Raw genomic sequence first — 17,747 nt, 5'->3', positions numbered from 1 at the left:
AAATCCATTCGATGTATTCACGAAAACTGTTGTTACCAGCTTAGCTAACAGAACTACCCGGTGATACCGCTGTCCAGGCGTGACAACGCTTTGGTTTCACGCCTTCGGCGCAAAGCGTTTTCACTGTAGCGACTTGGACTGCGTTGCTGCCAAAGTGTGGCAGAGTTTAACAAACACTGTTGTCAACGACTGCAAGAACGGAATGCCGGGCATGCTTTCTAAAAAAGGCCTCAAGATCGCCTCGGTCGCCGGTGTGCCAATTTATGTCAGCTGGACCTGGTGGTTTTTCGCCGCGCTCATCGTGGTGCTGTTTCGGCCAACCTTTGCCCGCGCGCTGCCGGAGGCCAGTGACGGATGGACCTGGGCGGTTTCCGCATTCTTTGCGCTCATCATGTTCGCCACGGTGTTAGTGCACGAACTTGCCCACGCGCTTGCGGCGCTATCATTTCGGTGGCAGGTCAATGAGATCACCCTAAATTTCTGGGGTGGCGCCACCGTCTATGAACACTCCGGACAGGGCAAAGCTCAAACCCCACTTCGCTCGTTATTTGTGGCTATTGTTGGTCCAATCTCAAACCTGTTGATCGCTGGCGCCGCTTGGGCGTTGCTGCAGATCCTGGTGGATACTTCGGGCACCACCCAGGTGTTGCTCGGTGTGACGGTGTGGACAAATCTGCTCATTGGCGTCTTCAACCTGTTGCCAGGCCTGCCGTTGGACGGTGGGCGAGTAGTCGAATCTGCCGTGTGGGCTGCCACTGGTTCTCGCGCGCGAGGGATGCGCGCAGCCGGCTGGTCCGGGCGAATCATTGTCGGTCTGTTGGTTGTCGGTGGCATCGTGGTGCCCCTGGCCCAAACCGGCATCGTGGTGCCCCTGGCCCAAACCGGCGACGTCTCGATATTTGGGATACTCATCGTCATTATGATCGCCACGATGCTCTGGCAAGCCGCTTCCGCGACCATCCGAGCGGCCCGAATGCAGTTATTGGCTGAGCAGATGCGCATCACCGATCTGATGACCCCGGTGCAAACCATACTGGCCGATACAAGTATCTCCAAGCTGGTGCCCTTGCTGACCGGAACCCGGCCGGGCTTTGAATATCAACAGCTTCCCGTTGCGGTACTCGACGTCGACCAAGCCAGCGGTGGTGAGGTACTGGTGGGAGTCATCGACTATGCTGCGCTGGGGACAGTTCCACGGTCTGCATGGCACCTACCGGTGAGCACGGTCTCGCGCGCAGTCAATCCCCAAGCCCAAATCCAAGCAACCGATACGGTGCCAGACCTCTTCACCACGATCATGGCCCACCCCAACGATCTGATCGCCGTCGTCGACACCACAGCCACACCGCACCGGATCATCGGCATCATTAATCCAGATACGCTGGCCGGACGGCTCTATGCCTAACTCAGTTTTTTTGAAAGGACTGTTGAATGACCCCTATGGGTGACAACCATATCCCGGTCGGTGCAAGCACACGCCGCGGACCACTGCGCGCCGGTGAGCGCGTACAACTGACCGACGAGCGCGGCAAACCCAACACGATCACGTTGCTCGCGGGAGAAGAATTTCACACCCAGCACGGGGTGCTGCGTCATGACGACATCATCGGCGGTCCCGAAGGCGTCGTCGTGGAAAATACCCACGGGTTTGAATACCAGGTACTGCGCCCGCTGCTATCGGATTACGTGCTGTCGATGCCGCGTGGGGCAACAGTCATCTACCCCAAAGACACCGGCCAAATTATTCATATGGCCGATATCTTTCCGGGCGCCCGCGTGCTGGAAGCCGGCGTCGGATCAGGTGGCTTGTCGATCGCGTTACTCCGGGCGGTGGGGGACTATGGCAAGGTCTTTTCCTATGAGCGCCGCGCCGATTTCGCCGAGATCGCCGAAGCAAATGTGACCACATTTTTCGGTCAGAGGCATCCGGCATTCAGCATCACCCTGGGCGACGTGCAAGACGAAGCGGTACAAGAACACGAGCCGGGCAGCATTGATCGGGTGGTCCTTGACATGCTGGCGCCCTGGGAAACCATCGATACGGTCGCAACCTTATTGGCGCCCGGGGGAGTGTGGCTCAACTACGTGGCCACCGCCACCCAATTGTCACGTCTTCACGAAGCAATCCGTGACGACGGTCGATTCACCGCCGCTGAAGCTTCCGAGACCATGGTGCGCGGCTGGCACCTGGATGGCCTGGCGGTTCGACCACAACACCGCATGGTGGGACACACCGGGTTTCTGATTATGGCGCGCCGCCTGGCCCTCGGTCAGGAAGGTTTGGAACTGCGTCGTCGGATCAAGACTTTCAAACAAGAAGACATGGATATCTGGACCCCCGACGACGACTCCCAGTGGCACCCGGAAAAACATGGTCAACGCGAACCCACGACGAAACGCGCCAAGAAAGCTGTGCGGCAGTCGAAAGCACAAGCCCAGAGGGCAGTGGAGTCGCTGGAATCAGTGGTTGAGCAGGAAAATTCGCCCACAGACGATGAGCAGCAGGCATAAAGTCACCCCCACAGTGGTAAACCCACGTACACTATTAGGACACAGGACCGCAATTTATTGGAGGTAGTGTTAGCTTGGCCGACAACACGCCGATTGAAACTCCACAGGAACCAGTCTCTGCAAAAGTTCATGGTGACCTGCGGCATAAGTATGATTCGACACGACGTCGGCTGGCCACCCTGGTGGAAAATAATCGACAACTGCGCGCCGATCTTGACGCCGCCGCCCGCAATAATCGGCGCATGGTCGATATTCTGAATCTCACCCGTGAAGAAATCACCACGCTGAAAGATTCCATTGCCGATAATGCCCAGCCGCCGTTTAGTTTTGGCACGGTCTTTGAGGTCCACGAGGGCCGAGAGCACGACCCAGAGGTCGAATTGCCAGCAGTTGCTCGACCAAGCGCTGACATTTTGTACTCGGGTCGCAAAATGCGCACCCATATCTCCCCGTTACTTAATGCCACTTCCGTTACTGCCGGCAGTGACGTGCTCTTAGATGAGGCGCTGTCCATCGTGGCGGTTTTGGGCACCAATCCGACCGGGGAAACAGGTCGCGTCAAAGAACTGTTGGATGACCACCGATTGGTGATCGTGGGGCGCAGTGATGATGAATACGTGGTCAGACGCGCCGGCGAACTCAAAGACCAGCGGATCCGCATCGGCGATGCCGTGCTGGTCGATTATCGTTCCGGTTACGCCACCCAGGTCCTGGATATTTCAGATGTCCAGGATGTGATGCTGGAAGAAGTTCCGGATGCCACCTTCGACGATATCGGTGGGCTGGGCGAGCAAATCGAACAGATTCGCGATTCAGTTGAGCTGCCATTTCAGTATCCAGAGCTCTATCAGGAACACCACCTGCAGCCACCCAAGGGCATCTTGCTCTACGGGCCACCCGGCACCGGTAAAACCCTCATCGCCAAGGCTGTTGCCCAGTCTCTGGCAGAACGCGTCGACGGCGTAGACCACTCGTATTTCTTGAATATTAAAGGCCCTGAGCTACTCAATAAATATGTGGGCGAGACCGAGCGACATATTCGCACGATCTTTTCACGTGCTCGCGAAAAGGCCTCCGATGGGTATCCGGTAGTGATCTTCTTCGATGAGATGGAATCCTTATTCCGCACTCGCGGGTCCGGCACATCCTCGGATGTGGAAACCACCATCGTACCGCAGCTGCTTGCAGAGATTGACGGCGTGGAGTCCTTACAAAATGTCATCGTGATCGGCGCCTCCAACCGCGAAGACATGATCGATCCGGCCATTTTGCGTCCCGGTCGACTCGATGTAAAAATCCGTGTGGATCGCCCCGATGCCAAGGGCGCCCGAGAAATCTTCCGGATTTACCTGCGCACCGATGTGCCGATTCATCCCGAAGAAATCCTGGCTCACGGACAGGTTTCCTTGGCTATCGCTCACATGATCGAAGAGTCCGTGGAGGCGCTCTACGCTCGTAATGCGGTCAATGAATTTGTTGAGGTGACCTATTTGGATGGTTCCACCGAAATCTTATACTTTGCTGATTTCGTTTCCGGAGCCACCATCGCCAACATTGTGGACCGTGCCAAACGTCTGGCCATCAAGGACTATCTCAGTGCGGCAAAGACCGATCACCACGCCTCGAAAGGGCTGCGGACCGCACACCTTGTGCAGGCACTTCGAGAAGAAAAGGCCCAACAACTCGACTTGCCAGATACCTCGGCTCCACAACAGTGGTTGCGGCTGGCAGGGCATCGCGGCGCCCAAGCCGTTTCCCTGCGAGTGCTGCAGAATGGGCAGGGATAATTCGATGACACAGGTGTCGTTGATTCCTGAAGCTCTTGCCGCCAAATTCCCTGCCGACCGTCCCACCGTGGGCTACGGCGTCCACCGGGTAGTCGGGTTAGAAACCGAGTTCGGGATCCATGCCCCAGCCCACCCCGAAGCATCCCATTCAGTCATGTCGCTGGAGCTGATCAATGCCTACGGCCATAAACTGGCTCAGGATGGCATCAATGTGGCCTCCACCGAGTGGGACTACAACGAAGAATCCCCACTTGCGGATGCGCGCGGCTGGCAGATGCCGCGTTCGATTGCCCATCCGACCCAGTTGACTGACCAAGCCCTGGTGACCGCAGATGGCCACGAAGTGCACATGCTGGTCAACCTCATCCTGCCCAATGGCGCCCGGTTTTATGTTGACCATGCCCACCCAGAATATTCCTCGCCGGAAACGACCAACCCAATAGACGCCGTCATTTGGGATCAGGCGGGCGACAGGATCGCCCAACAGGCCGCCGACCATATCGCCAGCCAAGACGGGGCAGCCCAAATCCTGCTATATAAGAACAACACCGACTCAAAATCCGTGTCCTATGGGGCGCATGAGAACTACCTGGTAGCTCGGGGTCTAGATTTTGATGAACTTGCCAAACACCTTTTAGGGTTCTTCACCACCCGACAGATCATTACCGGGGCCGGCCGGGTTGGCATCGGGAACCTCAACCAGCGTGCCGGATTCCAGATCTCACAGCGCGCCGATTTTTTCGAAGAACAAGTCGGATTAGAAACCACCATTCGGCGGCCCATCGTCAACACCCGTGACGAACCGCATGCCCAACCCGATACCTACCGGCGCCTGCACGTGATCATCGGAGATGCTAATCTTTCGCAGTACTCCACCTGGTTACGCGTGGGGATGACATCTTTGGTGTTATCAATGATCGAGCTGGGTGAATTACCCATGATCGAGCTGGCCGAACCGGTCCAGGCGCTGCAAGACATTTCACACGACCCGTCGCTCAAAACCCAAGTCCTGGTCAATGGCCGCGGCTGGATGACCGCCATCGAGATTCAACGCATCTACCAACAAGCAGCCCAAGCTTACCTCGATCGCTACGACATCAACGATGCCCAATCACGCGACGTGGTAAACGCCTGGGCTGAGGTATTAGACCTGCTGGAACACGACCCTGCACAATTGGCCGACCGATTGGACTGGGTGGCCAAGTATCAATTGCTCAACGGCATGCGTCAACGCCACGGACTGGAGTGGGACAACGCAAAACTGGCCATGCTGGATCTGCAGTGGGCCGATCTGCGCCAAGACAAGGGGCTCTACTACACGCTTGTGGCCCGTGGTGCCATGCGCACACTGGTCAGCCAAGACCAGATCACCCATGCCATGCGCCTGCCGCCGCCCACCACTCGGGCCTGGACACGCGGTCGACTCATCGATCGTTTTGGGGCCCACCTGGCCGGAGTATCCTGGGAGTCTGTACTAGTGAAACCATTTCGTTCGGGACCGATACACCGCTACCATCTGCTGGAGCCGCTGGCCGGTACCCGACATGATGACAACCAACTCCTGGCCCCTGATCAACCGCAACTGACCCTGGACGACACAACGGACAGCCGCAACGAAATAGCCGCACTATTAGAGCTGTTAAAACCATATAGAGTAACCGGGCGCCACTAGTCCGGAAATGGAAAGGAGCTGACCATGGCACAAGACCAACGCCGTCAAGCATCCCAGCGACGAGACGATGATCCGCACATCCCGGATCCACTGCCCGAAGGGACCCCAACACCGGGTTCAGCTGCGGCCCAGACCTCCGACCTGGACTCACTACTCGATGAAATCGATGACGTCCTGGAAGTCAACGCCGAAGAATTCGTCCAAGGATTTGTCCAAAAGGGCGGCCAGTAACCCGTTACCTGCCCACCGTGAAGAAAGAACCCGACACCAACCATGTTTTCGCCTAACGAGCCGCTCGGAATGGAAGCCTCCTTCGTGGCCCACCTGCAACAGCAGCATCCCGAGCTGATGCCACGCCACATCGAGTCGCGCCCGGAGCTAATGGAAGCGACCACGATTACCGCACTGAAATTTGCCGACGGCGTGGTCATGGCCGGTGACCGCCGCGCCACGATCGGCAATCGCATCGCCTCGTCGCACATGGAAAAAGTCTTTGCAGCCGATTCCCACTCCCTGGTCGGTGTCGCCGGCGTGGCCGGGGTCGCAATCGATATGGCCCGGCTGTTTGCGGTGGAATTAGAACACTACGAAAAATTAGAAGGCACCCAGCTGAGCCTGCTGGGCAAGGCCAACCGGTTAGCCGCACTGGTCCGGGGCCATCTGGGTCACGCCATGCAAGGTATCTCCGCGGTGCCATTATTTGCCGGCGTAACACCGGCAACCCGTGACGCCAGAATCTTTTCCTACGACATCACCGGTGGTCGGTTCGAAGAACGCAACTGGCAGTCCATCGGTTCTGGTTCACCCTACGCGTTGACCACGCTGAAACGTCTGTGGTCGCCCGATGCCACCAGTCACCAAGCCATCGAGGCCAGCCTGCAGGCCATGATCGATGCGGCCGACGCCGATGCCGGAACCGCCGGCCCCGATCCACTCAAAGGGCTGTATCCGGTGGTGTATGTGGTCACCGGGGACGGCGTCAATAAGATCGCCGAGTCTGTGATCGCTGAACTCGTGGCCGGGCTTGAAGGGAAACACTAGTGCAACCATCCATGTATGTTTCGCCCCAGCAGCAGATGGAAGACCGGGCAGACTTCGCCCGGGCCGGTATCCGTCGCGGCCAACCGGTGGTATTTGCTTCAACCACCCAAGGCATTGTCTCACTAACCCACAACGCCTCACAGTCATTATTCAAGCTCTCGGAAATCTATGACCGCATCTCCTGGGGTGCCGTTGGACGCTATAACGAATTCGAAGCACTCCGCCAGGCCGGCATCCGCTACACCGACACCCGAGGATACGCCTACGAACGCTCAGATGTCACCGCCCGCGGATTAGCCAATATGTATGCTCGCACGCTCGGCGAATTATTCCTATCCGGAGCCAAACCCTTCGAAGTCGAAATCGGCGTGGCCGAAGTCGGAGACACCCCCGCCGACGATCGGTTGTATCAGATCACCTTTGACGGCACGCTGTTAGAACACCACGGCCTGTTGGTCCTGGGTGGCAATGCACCAGATCTCCACCTCCAACTCCAAGAGGCTCTGCCGGCGTCGTCAAGGGCGCTTGATGAGACCATTAGCATCATCCGCGAGCAGTTAGGCACCACCGGCTCGCACGTGGAATTAGCGCTGTTGGATCGCGATCCACACACGCTGCGTGGCTCCCACCGGGCATTTCGTCGCCTCGATCCACAGGCGTTATAGGAGCGCGCGTGGAGACCAGAATTATCGGGGTGGAGACTGAATACGGAGTCCACACAGTCCATCCGACCAAACGACCACTGGCCCCCGATGAGGTGGCCAGATACATGTTCAAACCCGTCGTATCCTGGGGCAACTCATCCAACGTGTTCATCCCCAACGGGTCCCGGTTATATCTGGATGTGGGTTCCCATCCGGAATATGCCACCGCTGAAACGACCCGACTCGATGAACTATTGGCATTAGATGCAGCCGGTGATTCGATCATGCACATGCTCGTCACCCAGGCCCAACAGGCCATGGCCAAAGACGGGTTCGACGGCGATGTCTACCTGTACCGCAACAACGCTGACTCGCTGGGCAACTCGTATGGCAGTCACGAAAACTACATGATCGAGCGCACCACCCAATACCGGCGTCTCACCCAAGCGCTACTGCCGTTTCTGGTGACCCGCCAACTCATCGCAGGCAACGGAGTGGTCATCAAGGACCCGGCCGCCCTGCCTCTTGCCGACCAATTCCCCGGCCGCTCCGAACCACATTTCGCATTTTCCCAGCGCGCCGACTACATGCACGAAGCGATCTCGTCGTCGTCAACGCGTGCCCGGCCCATGATCAACACCCGTGACGAACCCCACTCAGATTCCACGAAATACCGCCGACTACACGTCATTGTGGGGGACTCCAATATGTCAGAGACCACCCAACTACTGCGGTTTGGGACCACCGACCTGCTGCTGCGCATTATTGAATCCGGGAAACCCCTACAGAATCTTCAATTGGCACATCCAGTGCGAGCCATCCGCCAAACCTCGCATGATCTCACGGGTCAGACCCCGTTAGAACTCGCCGACGGTCGCACAATGACGGCGCTAGAGCTCCAAGAGTTCTATCTGACCCAAGCCCAAGAGTTTTTGGCTCGGCAAGGCCCACACCATGAACACCTTGAGCAGATCATGGATCTGTGGTCAAGAACCTTAGACGCGATCGCCAGTCAGGATTACTCCTCAATCGACACCGAAATCGATTGGGCCATCAAACACAAGTTCATGACGGCGTACGCGAATAAGAATAATCTCGACTGGGATGCAGCACGCTTGGTGCAGTTAGATATGTCGTATCACGACATTCATCCACAGCGCGGTCTGTTTAATCTCCTCGAGGCTAGGGGAGCGGCGGCCAGGGTGCTCACCGACGCTCAAGTGCAAGCGGCCCACGATAATCCGCCGGCCACCACCCGGGCACTGCTGCGGCATCGTTTTATCGAAACTGCTCGAGCCATGGGGATGGATTATTCAATGGATTGGATGCATATGAAACTGAATTATCATCCATTGCACACGCTGTACGTACGAGATCCATTCGAAACGGATATTTCAATCGTCGATGAGCTGTTTGCTAAAGTCGCCTCAGCTGGCCACTAAATTTCTGGTTGACCGCACTACAATAACTACGGTTCAACACCCAACGACAAGGAAGTACATGTCACCTCAACACAGCCGGACTCGGCTCGCAACCATTGCGGGGATCGCTCTGACCGCGGCATTGGCTTTGACCGCTTGCGGATCCGATGAAGGATCCGACACTCAAGGCGATAACCAGTCCGCGGCGATCCCGGATGTGGAGATCAGCTACGAGATTTCTGAAGAAACTGAAGAAGTCAGCATCGACGGTGAACTCAACAGCGACCAGCCAGCAGCCTGGGTCATTTCCGAAGGTGACGGTGAACCGATTGCAGAAGACGACCTGCTAGAGGTCCACAGTGCCAATATCGACATTGAAAACCAAGAAATTCTCAGCCACGATTTCGACCTGGGTGGGATGACCATCTCAATGGCTGACCTACAAGCCGGCAACCCCCAAACCTATGAAGCATTCTTAGAGGCACCGGTAGGTTCAGATGTGGCAATCTATCAGCCAGAAAATGGCATCTACCAGGGTGCGCCTGCGGTATTGAATATTGCCACGGTGGACCGAGTCCTGCCAATGCATGCCACCGGTGAACCAGTCGCACAATCTGAACTCAATGATGCCCTGCCAGAAGTGACCCTGGATGAGGAAACGCACGCGCCTAGCATTGCCACGCCCGAGGGTGAAGCCCCAGATGAACTGGTGGTCGATGTCCTCAAACAAGGCGACGGACGAGAAGTTCAACCAGATTCGAAGGTCACCATCCACTACCGTGGGATTTCGTGGTCAAATGGTGAAGAATTCGACTCATCTTGGGGTCCGGACAATACCGGGTCACCCATTAGCTTCGATCTCCAAAGCCTCATCGTCGGCTGGCAGGAAGGCCTGGCAGGCCAACAGGTCGGTTCTCAGGTACTGCTGTCGGTTCCGCCAGAACTTGGTTACGGCGGCCAGGATCACGAACTCGCCGAAGAAACTCTAGTCTTTGTGATCGACATTGTGCACTCTGCCGATCCAATGCCAGCCGAATAATCGAACGCACCACTAACACCATCTGCTAAAAGGAGACCCAATGTCATTTGGTAAGCGCGAACTCGACCGTCCACGCCCGGAAATTGATTTCCCAGGCGACACCCCACCCACCGATCTGGTCATCGAAGACATCATTGAAGGCACCGGGAAAGTCGTGATCCCAGGCACCCCGATTGCTTGCCACTACGTTGGTGTAGCCTGGTCCACCGGTGTGGAATTCGATGCTTCCTGGAACCGCGGCCAACCACTGGATTTCACCGCGGGTGTCGGTCAAGTCATCGAAGGCTGGGATCAGGGACTGCTCGGAATGAAAGTCGGCGGTCGTCGTCGTCTGGAAATCCCACCGCACCTGGCATACGGTGAAGCCGGCGCCGGAAACGATATTGGCCCGAATGAAACCTTGATTTTCGTTGTTGACCTGGTGGAGGTCCGCTAGAAGTGTCCCGATCTGCGGAACGCATTGTTTCGCTGCTCTGGCTTCTGTTGGAAGCCGGAGCGATCGGGCGCACCAAATCGGAGATCTTTAGCTATCTCTACGACCACCTGGACACCTCCCAAACTGCCAAACAGCGCCAGTTTTCGCGCGATAAAGAAGCCCTAACCTCCATTGGGGTGCCCGTGCAGTGGCAGCAACAACCTCAGGCTGACGATGTGTACCTGATTGATCGAGATCAGCTTTATTTGCCAGACCTGGCCCTGACGGACGACGAGATCGTAGCGCTCCACCAGGCTAGAGCATTGTGGATGCGCACCCCGATTGAAGACGTCATCCATGCTGCCCTGGCGCGAATGACCGCTCAACAACCCACCACACCACCGGTGGTGGGAGCCCAGCTTGCCACTGGTCAGAGCCTGCTGACCGAACTTGTGGCCGCAGCTCGAGAACAAGCACCCGTAAAATTCCGGTACCGCACTGTGGGCCGCGAAGAAATCACCGTGCGCCGGGTCCGGCCCTGGGCGGTGCTGATGGCTCATCAGCAGTGGTACATGACCGGCTGGGACTTGGACCGCCGAAGCCAGCGGTTATTCAAATTGTCCCGCATCGAGTCAAAAACCATTAGCCTGCTCGCCGCCGAAGTGCTGTGGGACCAGGAACACGCCTCGGCGCGGCCGGCAGATTTCGACGTCGAGGATATTCGTCAGCGTCTCTACACCGACCAACCCCCGACTGACGGCTACGTGTGGTTGGCTACCGATACCGCCTCCAGTGTCCGGATCCGTGCCCAGCGGGTGGACCAGCGCCCAGGGTGGGACCTCTTACACATCACCTACCGTGATCCGCTTAAAATTGCCGCAACGATCGCCGCTTTGACCACCAACGCCCAGGTGGATCACGACCGCAGCCCCGAATTAGCGGAACTGGTATCCGACATTCTGGCCATAGTGCGCGATGCCCATCGAGGGGAATCAGCACTGACCGTGCCCACCCTGGCAAAGGTCGCACGCCCTCGGAAACGCACGGGGGACCGCGAAGTCATTGCGCGTCGTTTGGGCATCGTCGCCGTGGTCAACCAACACGGCGGTTCCTTGCCGCGTGCCACCGTCCGCCAACGCTTTGGCATCAGTGACGCCACCCTAACCGAAGACCTTGCCGCCATGCAGTTCTGGGGTATGCCCGAAACCGATTTTGCCGGCGGTCAATTTGAGGTCGATCCGCACGCTGACCCGATCGAAATCAGCAACGCCGAGCTATTAGCCCAGCCGTGGCAGCTCTCCGCCCCCGAGGCGCTCGGACTCATCTCGGGTCTCAGTGCCGTCACCACCATTCCCGGGGTTTCTACCACTCAACAAGCCGCCGCGCGGTCCTTGGAGCGCAAATTGCGCGACGCCGTCGACACGGTCGCCCCACACGTTGGTCCCCACGATGCGATTGTGCACCCGGACTTGAGCCTGGGCGACGATGACGAAGTCGCCGAGGTACTCCACCAGGCCGCCCGCGGACATCTGGTGGTCAATATCAGCTACTATTCCGAATCGTCCGGGGCCATCAGTACCCGTGCCATCGAGCCGCTGCAACTGCTGTATTCGGCAGGACACGCTTATGTCCGCGCCTGGTGTCGCAACACCGCCGACCATCGAACTTTCCGCATCGACCGCATTGGTTCTGCCACGCTGACCACCGAGTCTTTTGTGCCCGTGAAGGAACAGCCCGATAGCCGCGCGATCGCCCCCGCCGTCAATGACGACGCCATCACCGTAGTGATTCATGCCACCCACCGGCAGCGTGATGTGCTCGGCGCGTATCATCCGATCGCCACGGCCGTGGCCCACGACGGGTCGGTCTTTGCACAACTGGCATTCCGTTCGCTGACACCACTGATTGAGCTGTTAACGAATCACCCCGGCCAGATTACTGTCGTGCAACCTGGAAATATTCGTGAAACCGTGTGGACCATGACCGACCAGGCATCAAGCACCTCACACGAATCAACTCGCGAACTGTTCTAGCGGCTGTAGACTAGAGCCAACTGTACAGAAAGGTAGACCATGCAGATCTTTAGGAACCCAGTTATTCTCCTGGTGTTAATCCTGTTAGCATTCTTGCTCTTTGGCGCTAATAAGCTGCCAAAGATGGCCCGCAACCTTGGTCAATCGATGCGCATTTTGAAGTCTGAAGTCAAAGAAATGAAAACCGACGGAAAAGACGGCAAGAAGAAAAAATCAGCGTCTGACGACGACGTTGAAGCCGTCGAAGGCACCGTGATTTCTAACGGCGAAACCAGCGCCCAGGAAAGTCCTGAAGGCCAGACGTCCAACTAACGCATCGTCCTGTAAATGACCTCCACTGACAAAAGTCAGGCCACGTCGAATAAGCAACGTCGCAAAAAGCCACTGAAAACGTCCGACGGCCAAATGTCGCTGCGCGAGCACCTTCGCGAGCTTCGCAACCGTTTTTTCAAGGCCGCCATCGTCATCGTGCTGGGCACCGTCGTCGGTTTTATCGTCTACCAACCGGCATTTACCATCCTGACAGAACCCATCACCAGGCTGTCGACCGAAGAAGCCCCGGTTGAAGTGATTTTCTCCTCGGTAGCTCAACCATTCGACATTATGCTCCAGGTCGCCCTGTTCATCGGGCTGATTCTGTCCTCACCCTTCTGGCTCTACCAGGTTTGGGCATTTATTGTGCCCGGTTTGAAAAAACAAGAACGCCGCTACGCCGTAGGTTTTATCGCTGCCGCGGTGCCACTGTTTGTCGGAGGGATCGCACTTGGCTGGTTTGCACTGCCACAAGCCATGGCATTCTTCACCTCATTGACCCCGGATGGCACCGCACACCGTGTGCTTGCCACCGTATATATCCCGTTCGTGACCCGTTTATTGCTCGCCTTCGGTATTGCCCTGGTCATCCCCGTGGTACTGGTTGGTCTGAACATGGCCGGAATCCTCCAGGGCAAGACCATGCTGAAACACTGGCGCATCTCGGTCTTTTTGATCGCCGTGATTGCCGCCATGGGCGCCCCCGGATCCGACATCATGACGATGTTCTATTTGGGCGCACCCCTCACGCTGCTGTTTGCGTTAGCTCTTGGCATCGCCTTGCTCAATGATCGCCGACGTGCAAAACGCGAGGCCAGACAGGGAACTCCTGGAGAAGCTGAGATTCAGCGTGGGGCACAGCCTCTGTCTGATTTCGTTGATGAGGACTAAAATAAGGCTGCATGTGCCCCGATTCATCTGATCAGCATCAAGAACTCTCTCCATCGGAGCGCTATGCAGCTTCACGGCAGCGGGCAGAATTCGCAAAAACTGAGCTCGGAAAATTTTCGGCAAGTCTCGAATTCCCTATGGATCCATTTCAGATGGAAGCCGCCGAACAACTCGAGGCAGGCCATGCTGTCCTCGTAGCTGCGCCTACTGGAGCAGGAAAAACCGTGGTGGCAGAATTTGCCATCCATCTAGCACTTGCTCAAGGCAAGAAGGCGTTTTATACCACGCCCATCAAGGCGCTCAGTAACCAGAAATACACGGATTTGGTTGCTGCCTACGGGCAAGAAAAAGTCGGCTTGCTCACCGGGGACACGTCACGGAATCCCGAAGCACAGGTCGTGGTCATGACCACCGAAGTGTTGCGCAACATGCTCTACGCAGATTCCAGTGCCCTAGAAAACCTGGGATATGTGGTTATGGATGAAGTGCACTATCTGGCCGACCGGTTCCGCGGCGCGGTGTGGGAAGAAGTCATCATCCACTTACCTGAATCGGTACAGCTGGTCGCACTGTCGGCAACCGTATCGAATGCCGAGGAATTTGGTGCCTGGCTGGATACCGTGCGCGGGTCAACTTCAGTGATCGTCTCAGAACACCGTCCGGTACCGCTGTGGCAACACGTCATGGTTGGCAAGGAACTCTACGACCTGTTTATGATTACCGGCGATAAGATTCCCACCACCCAGGTCAACCCAGAATTAGTCCAGTTAGCCGAACGTGCGCGACGCGATATCCAACCCAATGATTGGGGGCGTCCCGGCAGTCGCGGCCGCAACCGACAACGTACCCGCAATGGACGACGCCAGACGGACCGGCGGCAATCCGACCGTCGCGGTTCATTCGAACAGTCCCGACCACCACGTCAAGACCTGCGTGTCTCACGACCCCAGATGGTGCGTGCACTGTCGCGCGAAGGGTTGTTACCGTGCATCACATTTATCTTTTCTAGAAATGGATGCGACGCTGCAGTAGAGCATTGTCTCAACGCTGGGTTGGACTTAACAACCGGCAGCGAGAAACATCAGATTCTTGAAACCGTGGACCGAGCTGCGTCCGTATTAGCAGACCAAGATCGCGATGCATTAGGTTTCTGGGGTTTTCGAGATGGCCTACGTAGAGGCTTTGCGGCCCACCATGCCGGTCTGCTGCCATTATTCAAAGAGATCGTCGAAGAACTCTTTGCCGAAGGCCTCGTTAAGGTTGTTTTTGCGACCGAAACCCTGGCCTTGGGTATCAACATGCCCGCTCGAACTGTAGTTATCGAAAAGCTCGTTAAATTCGATGGGGAATCCCATAAAGACATCACCCCGGGGGAGTACACTCAGCTGACCGGTCGGGCGGGTCGACGCGGCATCGATGTCGAGGGGCACGCCGTGGTGATGTGGCAACCCGGACTCGATCCCGGAGCTGTTGCCGGACTAGCCGCCAGACGCACCTACCCGCTCAATTCATCGTTTAAACCGACGTACAACATGTCGGTGAATCTCTTAGCACGCTTCGGCCGAGAACGTGCTCGCAATATTCTGGAATCTTCTTTTGCCCAGTTCCAAGCCGACCGCTCAGTCGTTGGACTCGCCCAGGAAGTGCAACGGCAGGAACGTTCCCTTGCCGGATACGAAGAATCCATGGAGTGCCACCTTGGAGATTTCACCGAGTATGCCCGGCTCCGTCACGAATTATCAAAAGCCGAAAAAGCCGCTTCACGTTCCCGTCAGCGTGTCCAACGCCGCGCGATCATGGAATCGCTCAACAACCTAGCGGTGGGGGACATCATTGATATCCGGGGGAGTCGATACCTGGGTACCTCTGTCGTTGTATCAACCGCGGGTAACCCGACTAACCCCAGGGTCGGAGTTGTGACGACGAAAGGTCAGCTACGCCGACTCTCCACCGACGATTTAGATGAGCCCGTCGTGCCCTTTGCCGGGGTAGAGCTCCCACGAAAATTGATGACCAAATCGCCTAAGCATCGGAAAAATATTGCCGGCTGGATGCACGGAGCTATTAGTCAACAGCGCTCACCAATTTCTGAAGGCAAGCAACCGGTGGGTTTCCGATATAACGATGAACACGACCTCGCCCGGGTGGAAGAACTTCGTGCCAAGCTGCATGCGCATCCGTGTCACGGCTGCCCGGACCGTGAGAATCACCAGACCTGGGCCAATCGGTGGCAGAAGCTGCGGGCCGAGACTGATAAGAATATCGCCAAGATCCAAGGTCGAACGAATACGATTGCACGGAGATTTGACCGCATTATCAATCTGCTAACCGATTTTGGTTACGTCGAACATGATGAGGTTACCGAGCCTGGTCAGAGTCTGCGCCGCATTTATGGTGACCGCGACCTCCTGGTCTCCATGTTGTTGCAATCCGGTCTGATGGACGCCATGGCACCAGAAGATCTGGCTGGATTGGCTGCACTGTTGGTCTTTGAGTCATCAACCGAGGATCAAATTTTTCAACCAGCCATGCCGACCCAGATGCTCCAGGAAGCTCTCGACGTCGTCGATGAGCACTGGTACAACCTTCAAGCCGCTGAACGCGAGGCCGATCTGACGGTTACTGATCAACCGCATCCGGGGCTAGTTTGGCCGATCGTACGATGGGTACGAGGCAATGAACTCCTTGCATCGTTAACCGGTGCAGATATGGCAGCCGGTGACTTCATCCGCTGGGCCCGTCAGGTTATGGATTTGCTGGATCAATTGGCCAGTCTTGATGACACACACCCAGACCTCGCACGACGCTGTCGTCGCGCCAAGGATCTCGTCAATCGAGGCATCGTCGCCTATTCATCGGCCGTCCGCTTGCCAGATGAATCCAACGAAGACTACAACGCTATAGAAGAACTGGATCTAAATCAGTGACAACCTCCCTGCTGCTCACCAACGGCTATATTCACTCAGTCGCAGAGCCCTACGCGAATGCGCTGCACATCGACAACAATGTCATCGCGTGGTTGGGATCCGATGAGACCGCCCACCAAATGGTTGCAGCTACCGCTTCCGGGCCGGTAGAAACGCACGATTTGGACGGCATGCTCGTCACGCCCGCGTTTGTCGATGGATTCTCCTCCACACCACTGGCGGATCTCGATTCCCGTGTAGGGCTTAGCGCTACGGCACCGACCGACCGAGGTGTGCACTATGCGCCAGCGTCCGAGAACGTCGATGATGCCGCAGGAATTTTTGTTGCAACGCAGGATCTTGACCTCCTTGAAACCCTGTTGGCACAGCTCAAGCCGCCAACTCAGCTGTTCATCGAGTCCACGAGCCAAGAGAACTTTTCAAAAATTCTGGACTCCATCGCCAAGCAGCCAAATACGGCGCTAATGCGTTGTCGCCACCGCGTATTATTGAATCACCCTCTGACTGATGAGCAGGTGTCACGACTAGTCGAACTGCACGTCTCCGTCACTGTGGTACCGAACCTTCGTGACAACACACCGGTCTTTCATGCACCAGTAGCCTCACTCATTGCTAAAGGAGTGCATGTCGCTACTGGATCCGGTAGTTGGGATGGATCGGTATGGGACCTGTTGACCGCTCTGATTGAGCATCCAGAACAAAACCAACGCATCTCGACTCGGGCTGCGTTCAATACAGTGACCCGTGACGGCATCCGCGTCTTACCAAGCCGCATCGCCCAATCTCAAATGGGAGCAGGACAAGTGGCTGTGGGATCACCCGGTGATCTGAATGTATGGCGTGCCGAACAACTCGGGGTGCAAGCCCCCGATGAAAAAGCTGCCCACTGGTCGACTGATAAACGCGCCGGAACCGCACTACTGCCTATCTTATCTTCGGCAACCGACGCACCAGCACTTACCGGCGTCATCAGAGGCGGCCGATTATTATCGTTTGTTCAGGAACGCTGACTATAATCGGAGGTTGATCCCGGCCCGACGGCTGGCGAACCACG

Annotated in this window: 15 protein-coding genes; all 15 read left to right on the top strand. The window is 56.8% G+C overall.

From position 1 onward, the window contains the following. Positions 1–211: 211 nt before the first annotated feature. The 15 genes from A6F49_RS10605 (at position 212) to A6F49_RS10535 (ending at position 17,703) form a co-directional block, all read left to right on the top strand. Positions 212–1,405 (top strand): site-2 protease family protein, encoded by a 1,194-nt coding sequence (locus A6F49_RS10605; protein WP_161485806.1) that lies wholly within the window; start codon positions 212–214, stop codon positions 1,403–1,405. 26 nt (positions 1,406–1,431) lie between these two features. Beyond that, on the top strand, positions 1,432–2,511 hold the full coding sequence (locus A6F49_RS10600; RefSeq protein WP_043058264.1) for a tRNA (adenine-N1)-methyltransferase: 1,080 nt from the start codon (positions 1,432–1,434) through the stop codon (positions 2,509–2,511). A gap of 74 nt (positions 2,512–2,585) precedes the next feature. After that, positions 2,586–4,298 carry a proteasome ATPase gene (arc, locus tag A6F49_RS10595; protein WP_052504924.1) on the top strand — a complete coding sequence of 571 codons (1,713 nt, stop codon included), beginning with the start codon at positions 2,586–2,588 and terminating at the stop codon, positions 4,296–4,298. Positions 4,299–4,302: 4 nt separating this feature from the next. Continuing rightward, positions 4,303–5,970 carry a depupylase/deamidase Dop gene (gene dop / locus A6F49_RS10590; protein WP_067605774.1) on the top strand — a complete coding sequence of 556 codons (1,668 nt, stop codon included), beginning with the start codon at positions 4,303–4,305 and terminating at the stop codon, positions 5,968–5,970. 24 nt (positions 5,971–5,994) lie between these two features. Further along, positions 5,995–6,201 (top strand): ubiquitin-like protein Pup, encoded by a 207-nt coding sequence (locus A6F49_RS10585; protein ID WP_043058263.1) that lies wholly within the window; start codon positions 5,995–5,997, stop codon positions 6,199–6,201. 42 nt (positions 6,202–6,243) lie between these two features. Continuing rightward, positions 6,244–7,011 (top strand): proteasome subunit beta, encoded by a 768-nt coding sequence (gene prcB / locus A6F49_RS10580; RefSeq protein ID WP_043058262.1) that lies wholly within the window; start codon positions 6,244–6,246, stop codon positions 7,009–7,011. Next, the gene (prcA, locus tag A6F49_RS10575; RefSeq protein WP_407643839.1) at positions 7,011–7,676 is read left to right on the top strand and encodes a proteasome subunit alpha; all 666 of its coding nucleotides are present in this window, start codon (positions 7,011–7,013) and stop codon (positions 7,674–7,676) included. Before prcB ends, prcA begins: the two co-directional genes overlap by 1 nt. Positions 7,677–7,684: 8 nt before the next feature. Beyond that, positions 7,685–9,097, top strand: coding sequence for a Pup--protein ligase (gene pafA / locus A6F49_RS10570; RefSeq protein ID WP_043058261.1), 1,413 nt, complete (start codon positions 7,685–7,687; stop codon positions 9,095–9,097). A gap of 58 nt (positions 9,098–9,155) precedes the next feature. Beyond that, positions 9,156–10,115, top strand: coding sequence for an FKBP-type peptidyl-prolyl cis-trans isomerase (locus A6F49_RS10565; RefSeq protein WP_052504923.1), 960 nt, complete (start codon positions 9,156–9,158; stop codon positions 10,113–10,115). 40 nt (positions 10,116–10,155) lie between these two features. Further along, on the top strand, positions 10,156–10,551 hold the full coding sequence (locus A6F49_RS10560; RefSeq protein WP_043058260.1) for an FKBP-type peptidyl-prolyl cis-trans isomerase: 396 nt from the start codon (positions 10,156–10,158) through the stop codon (positions 10,549–10,551). A gap of 2 nt (positions 10,552–10,553) precedes the next feature. Next, a complete protein-coding gene (locus A6F49_RS10555) occupies positions 10,554–12,563 on the top strand; it encodes a helix-turn-helix transcriptional regulator (protein WP_043058259.1) in 2,010 nt (669 codons plus the stop codon). Positions 12,564–12,602: 39 nt separating this feature from the next. Continuing rightward, positions 12,603–12,875: a twin-arginine translocase TatA/TatE family subunit gene (locus A6F49_RS10550; RefSeq protein ID WP_043058258.1), complete on the top strand. Its 273-nt coding sequence runs from the start codon at positions 12,603–12,605 to the stop codon at positions 12,873–12,875. Positions 12,876–12,890: 15 nt separating this feature from the next. Then, positions 12,891–13,766: a twin-arginine translocase subunit TatC gene (gene tatC / locus A6F49_RS10545; RefSeq protein WP_052504922.1), complete on the top strand. Its 876-nt coding sequence runs from the start codon at positions 12,891–12,893 to the stop codon at positions 13,764–13,766. 11 nt (positions 13,767–13,777) lie between these two features. Continuing rightward, a complete protein-coding gene (locus A6F49_RS10540; RefSeq protein ID WP_067605771.1) occupies positions 13,778–16,693 on the top strand; it encodes a DEAD/DEAH box helicase in 2,916 nt (971 codons plus the stop codon). After that, positions 16,690–17,703, top strand: coding sequence for a hypothetical protein (locus A6F49_RS10535; protein WP_043058257.1), 1,014 nt, complete (start codon positions 16,690–16,692; stop codon positions 17,701–17,703). The genes A6F49_RS10540 and A6F49_RS10535 overlap by 4 nt, the downstream gene beginning before the upstream one ends. Positions 17,704–17,747 lie beyond the last annotated feature (44 nt).

Source organism: Enteractinococcus helveticum (assembly GCF_001657475.1).
GTDB classification, from domain to species: domain Bacteria; phylum Actinomycetota; class Actinomycetes; order Actinomycetales; family Micrococcaceae; genus Yaniella; species Yaniella helvetica.
The sequence above is the reverse complement of the archived record's forward strand: the minus strand, read 5'-3'. Positions and strand labels throughout refer to the sequence as shown.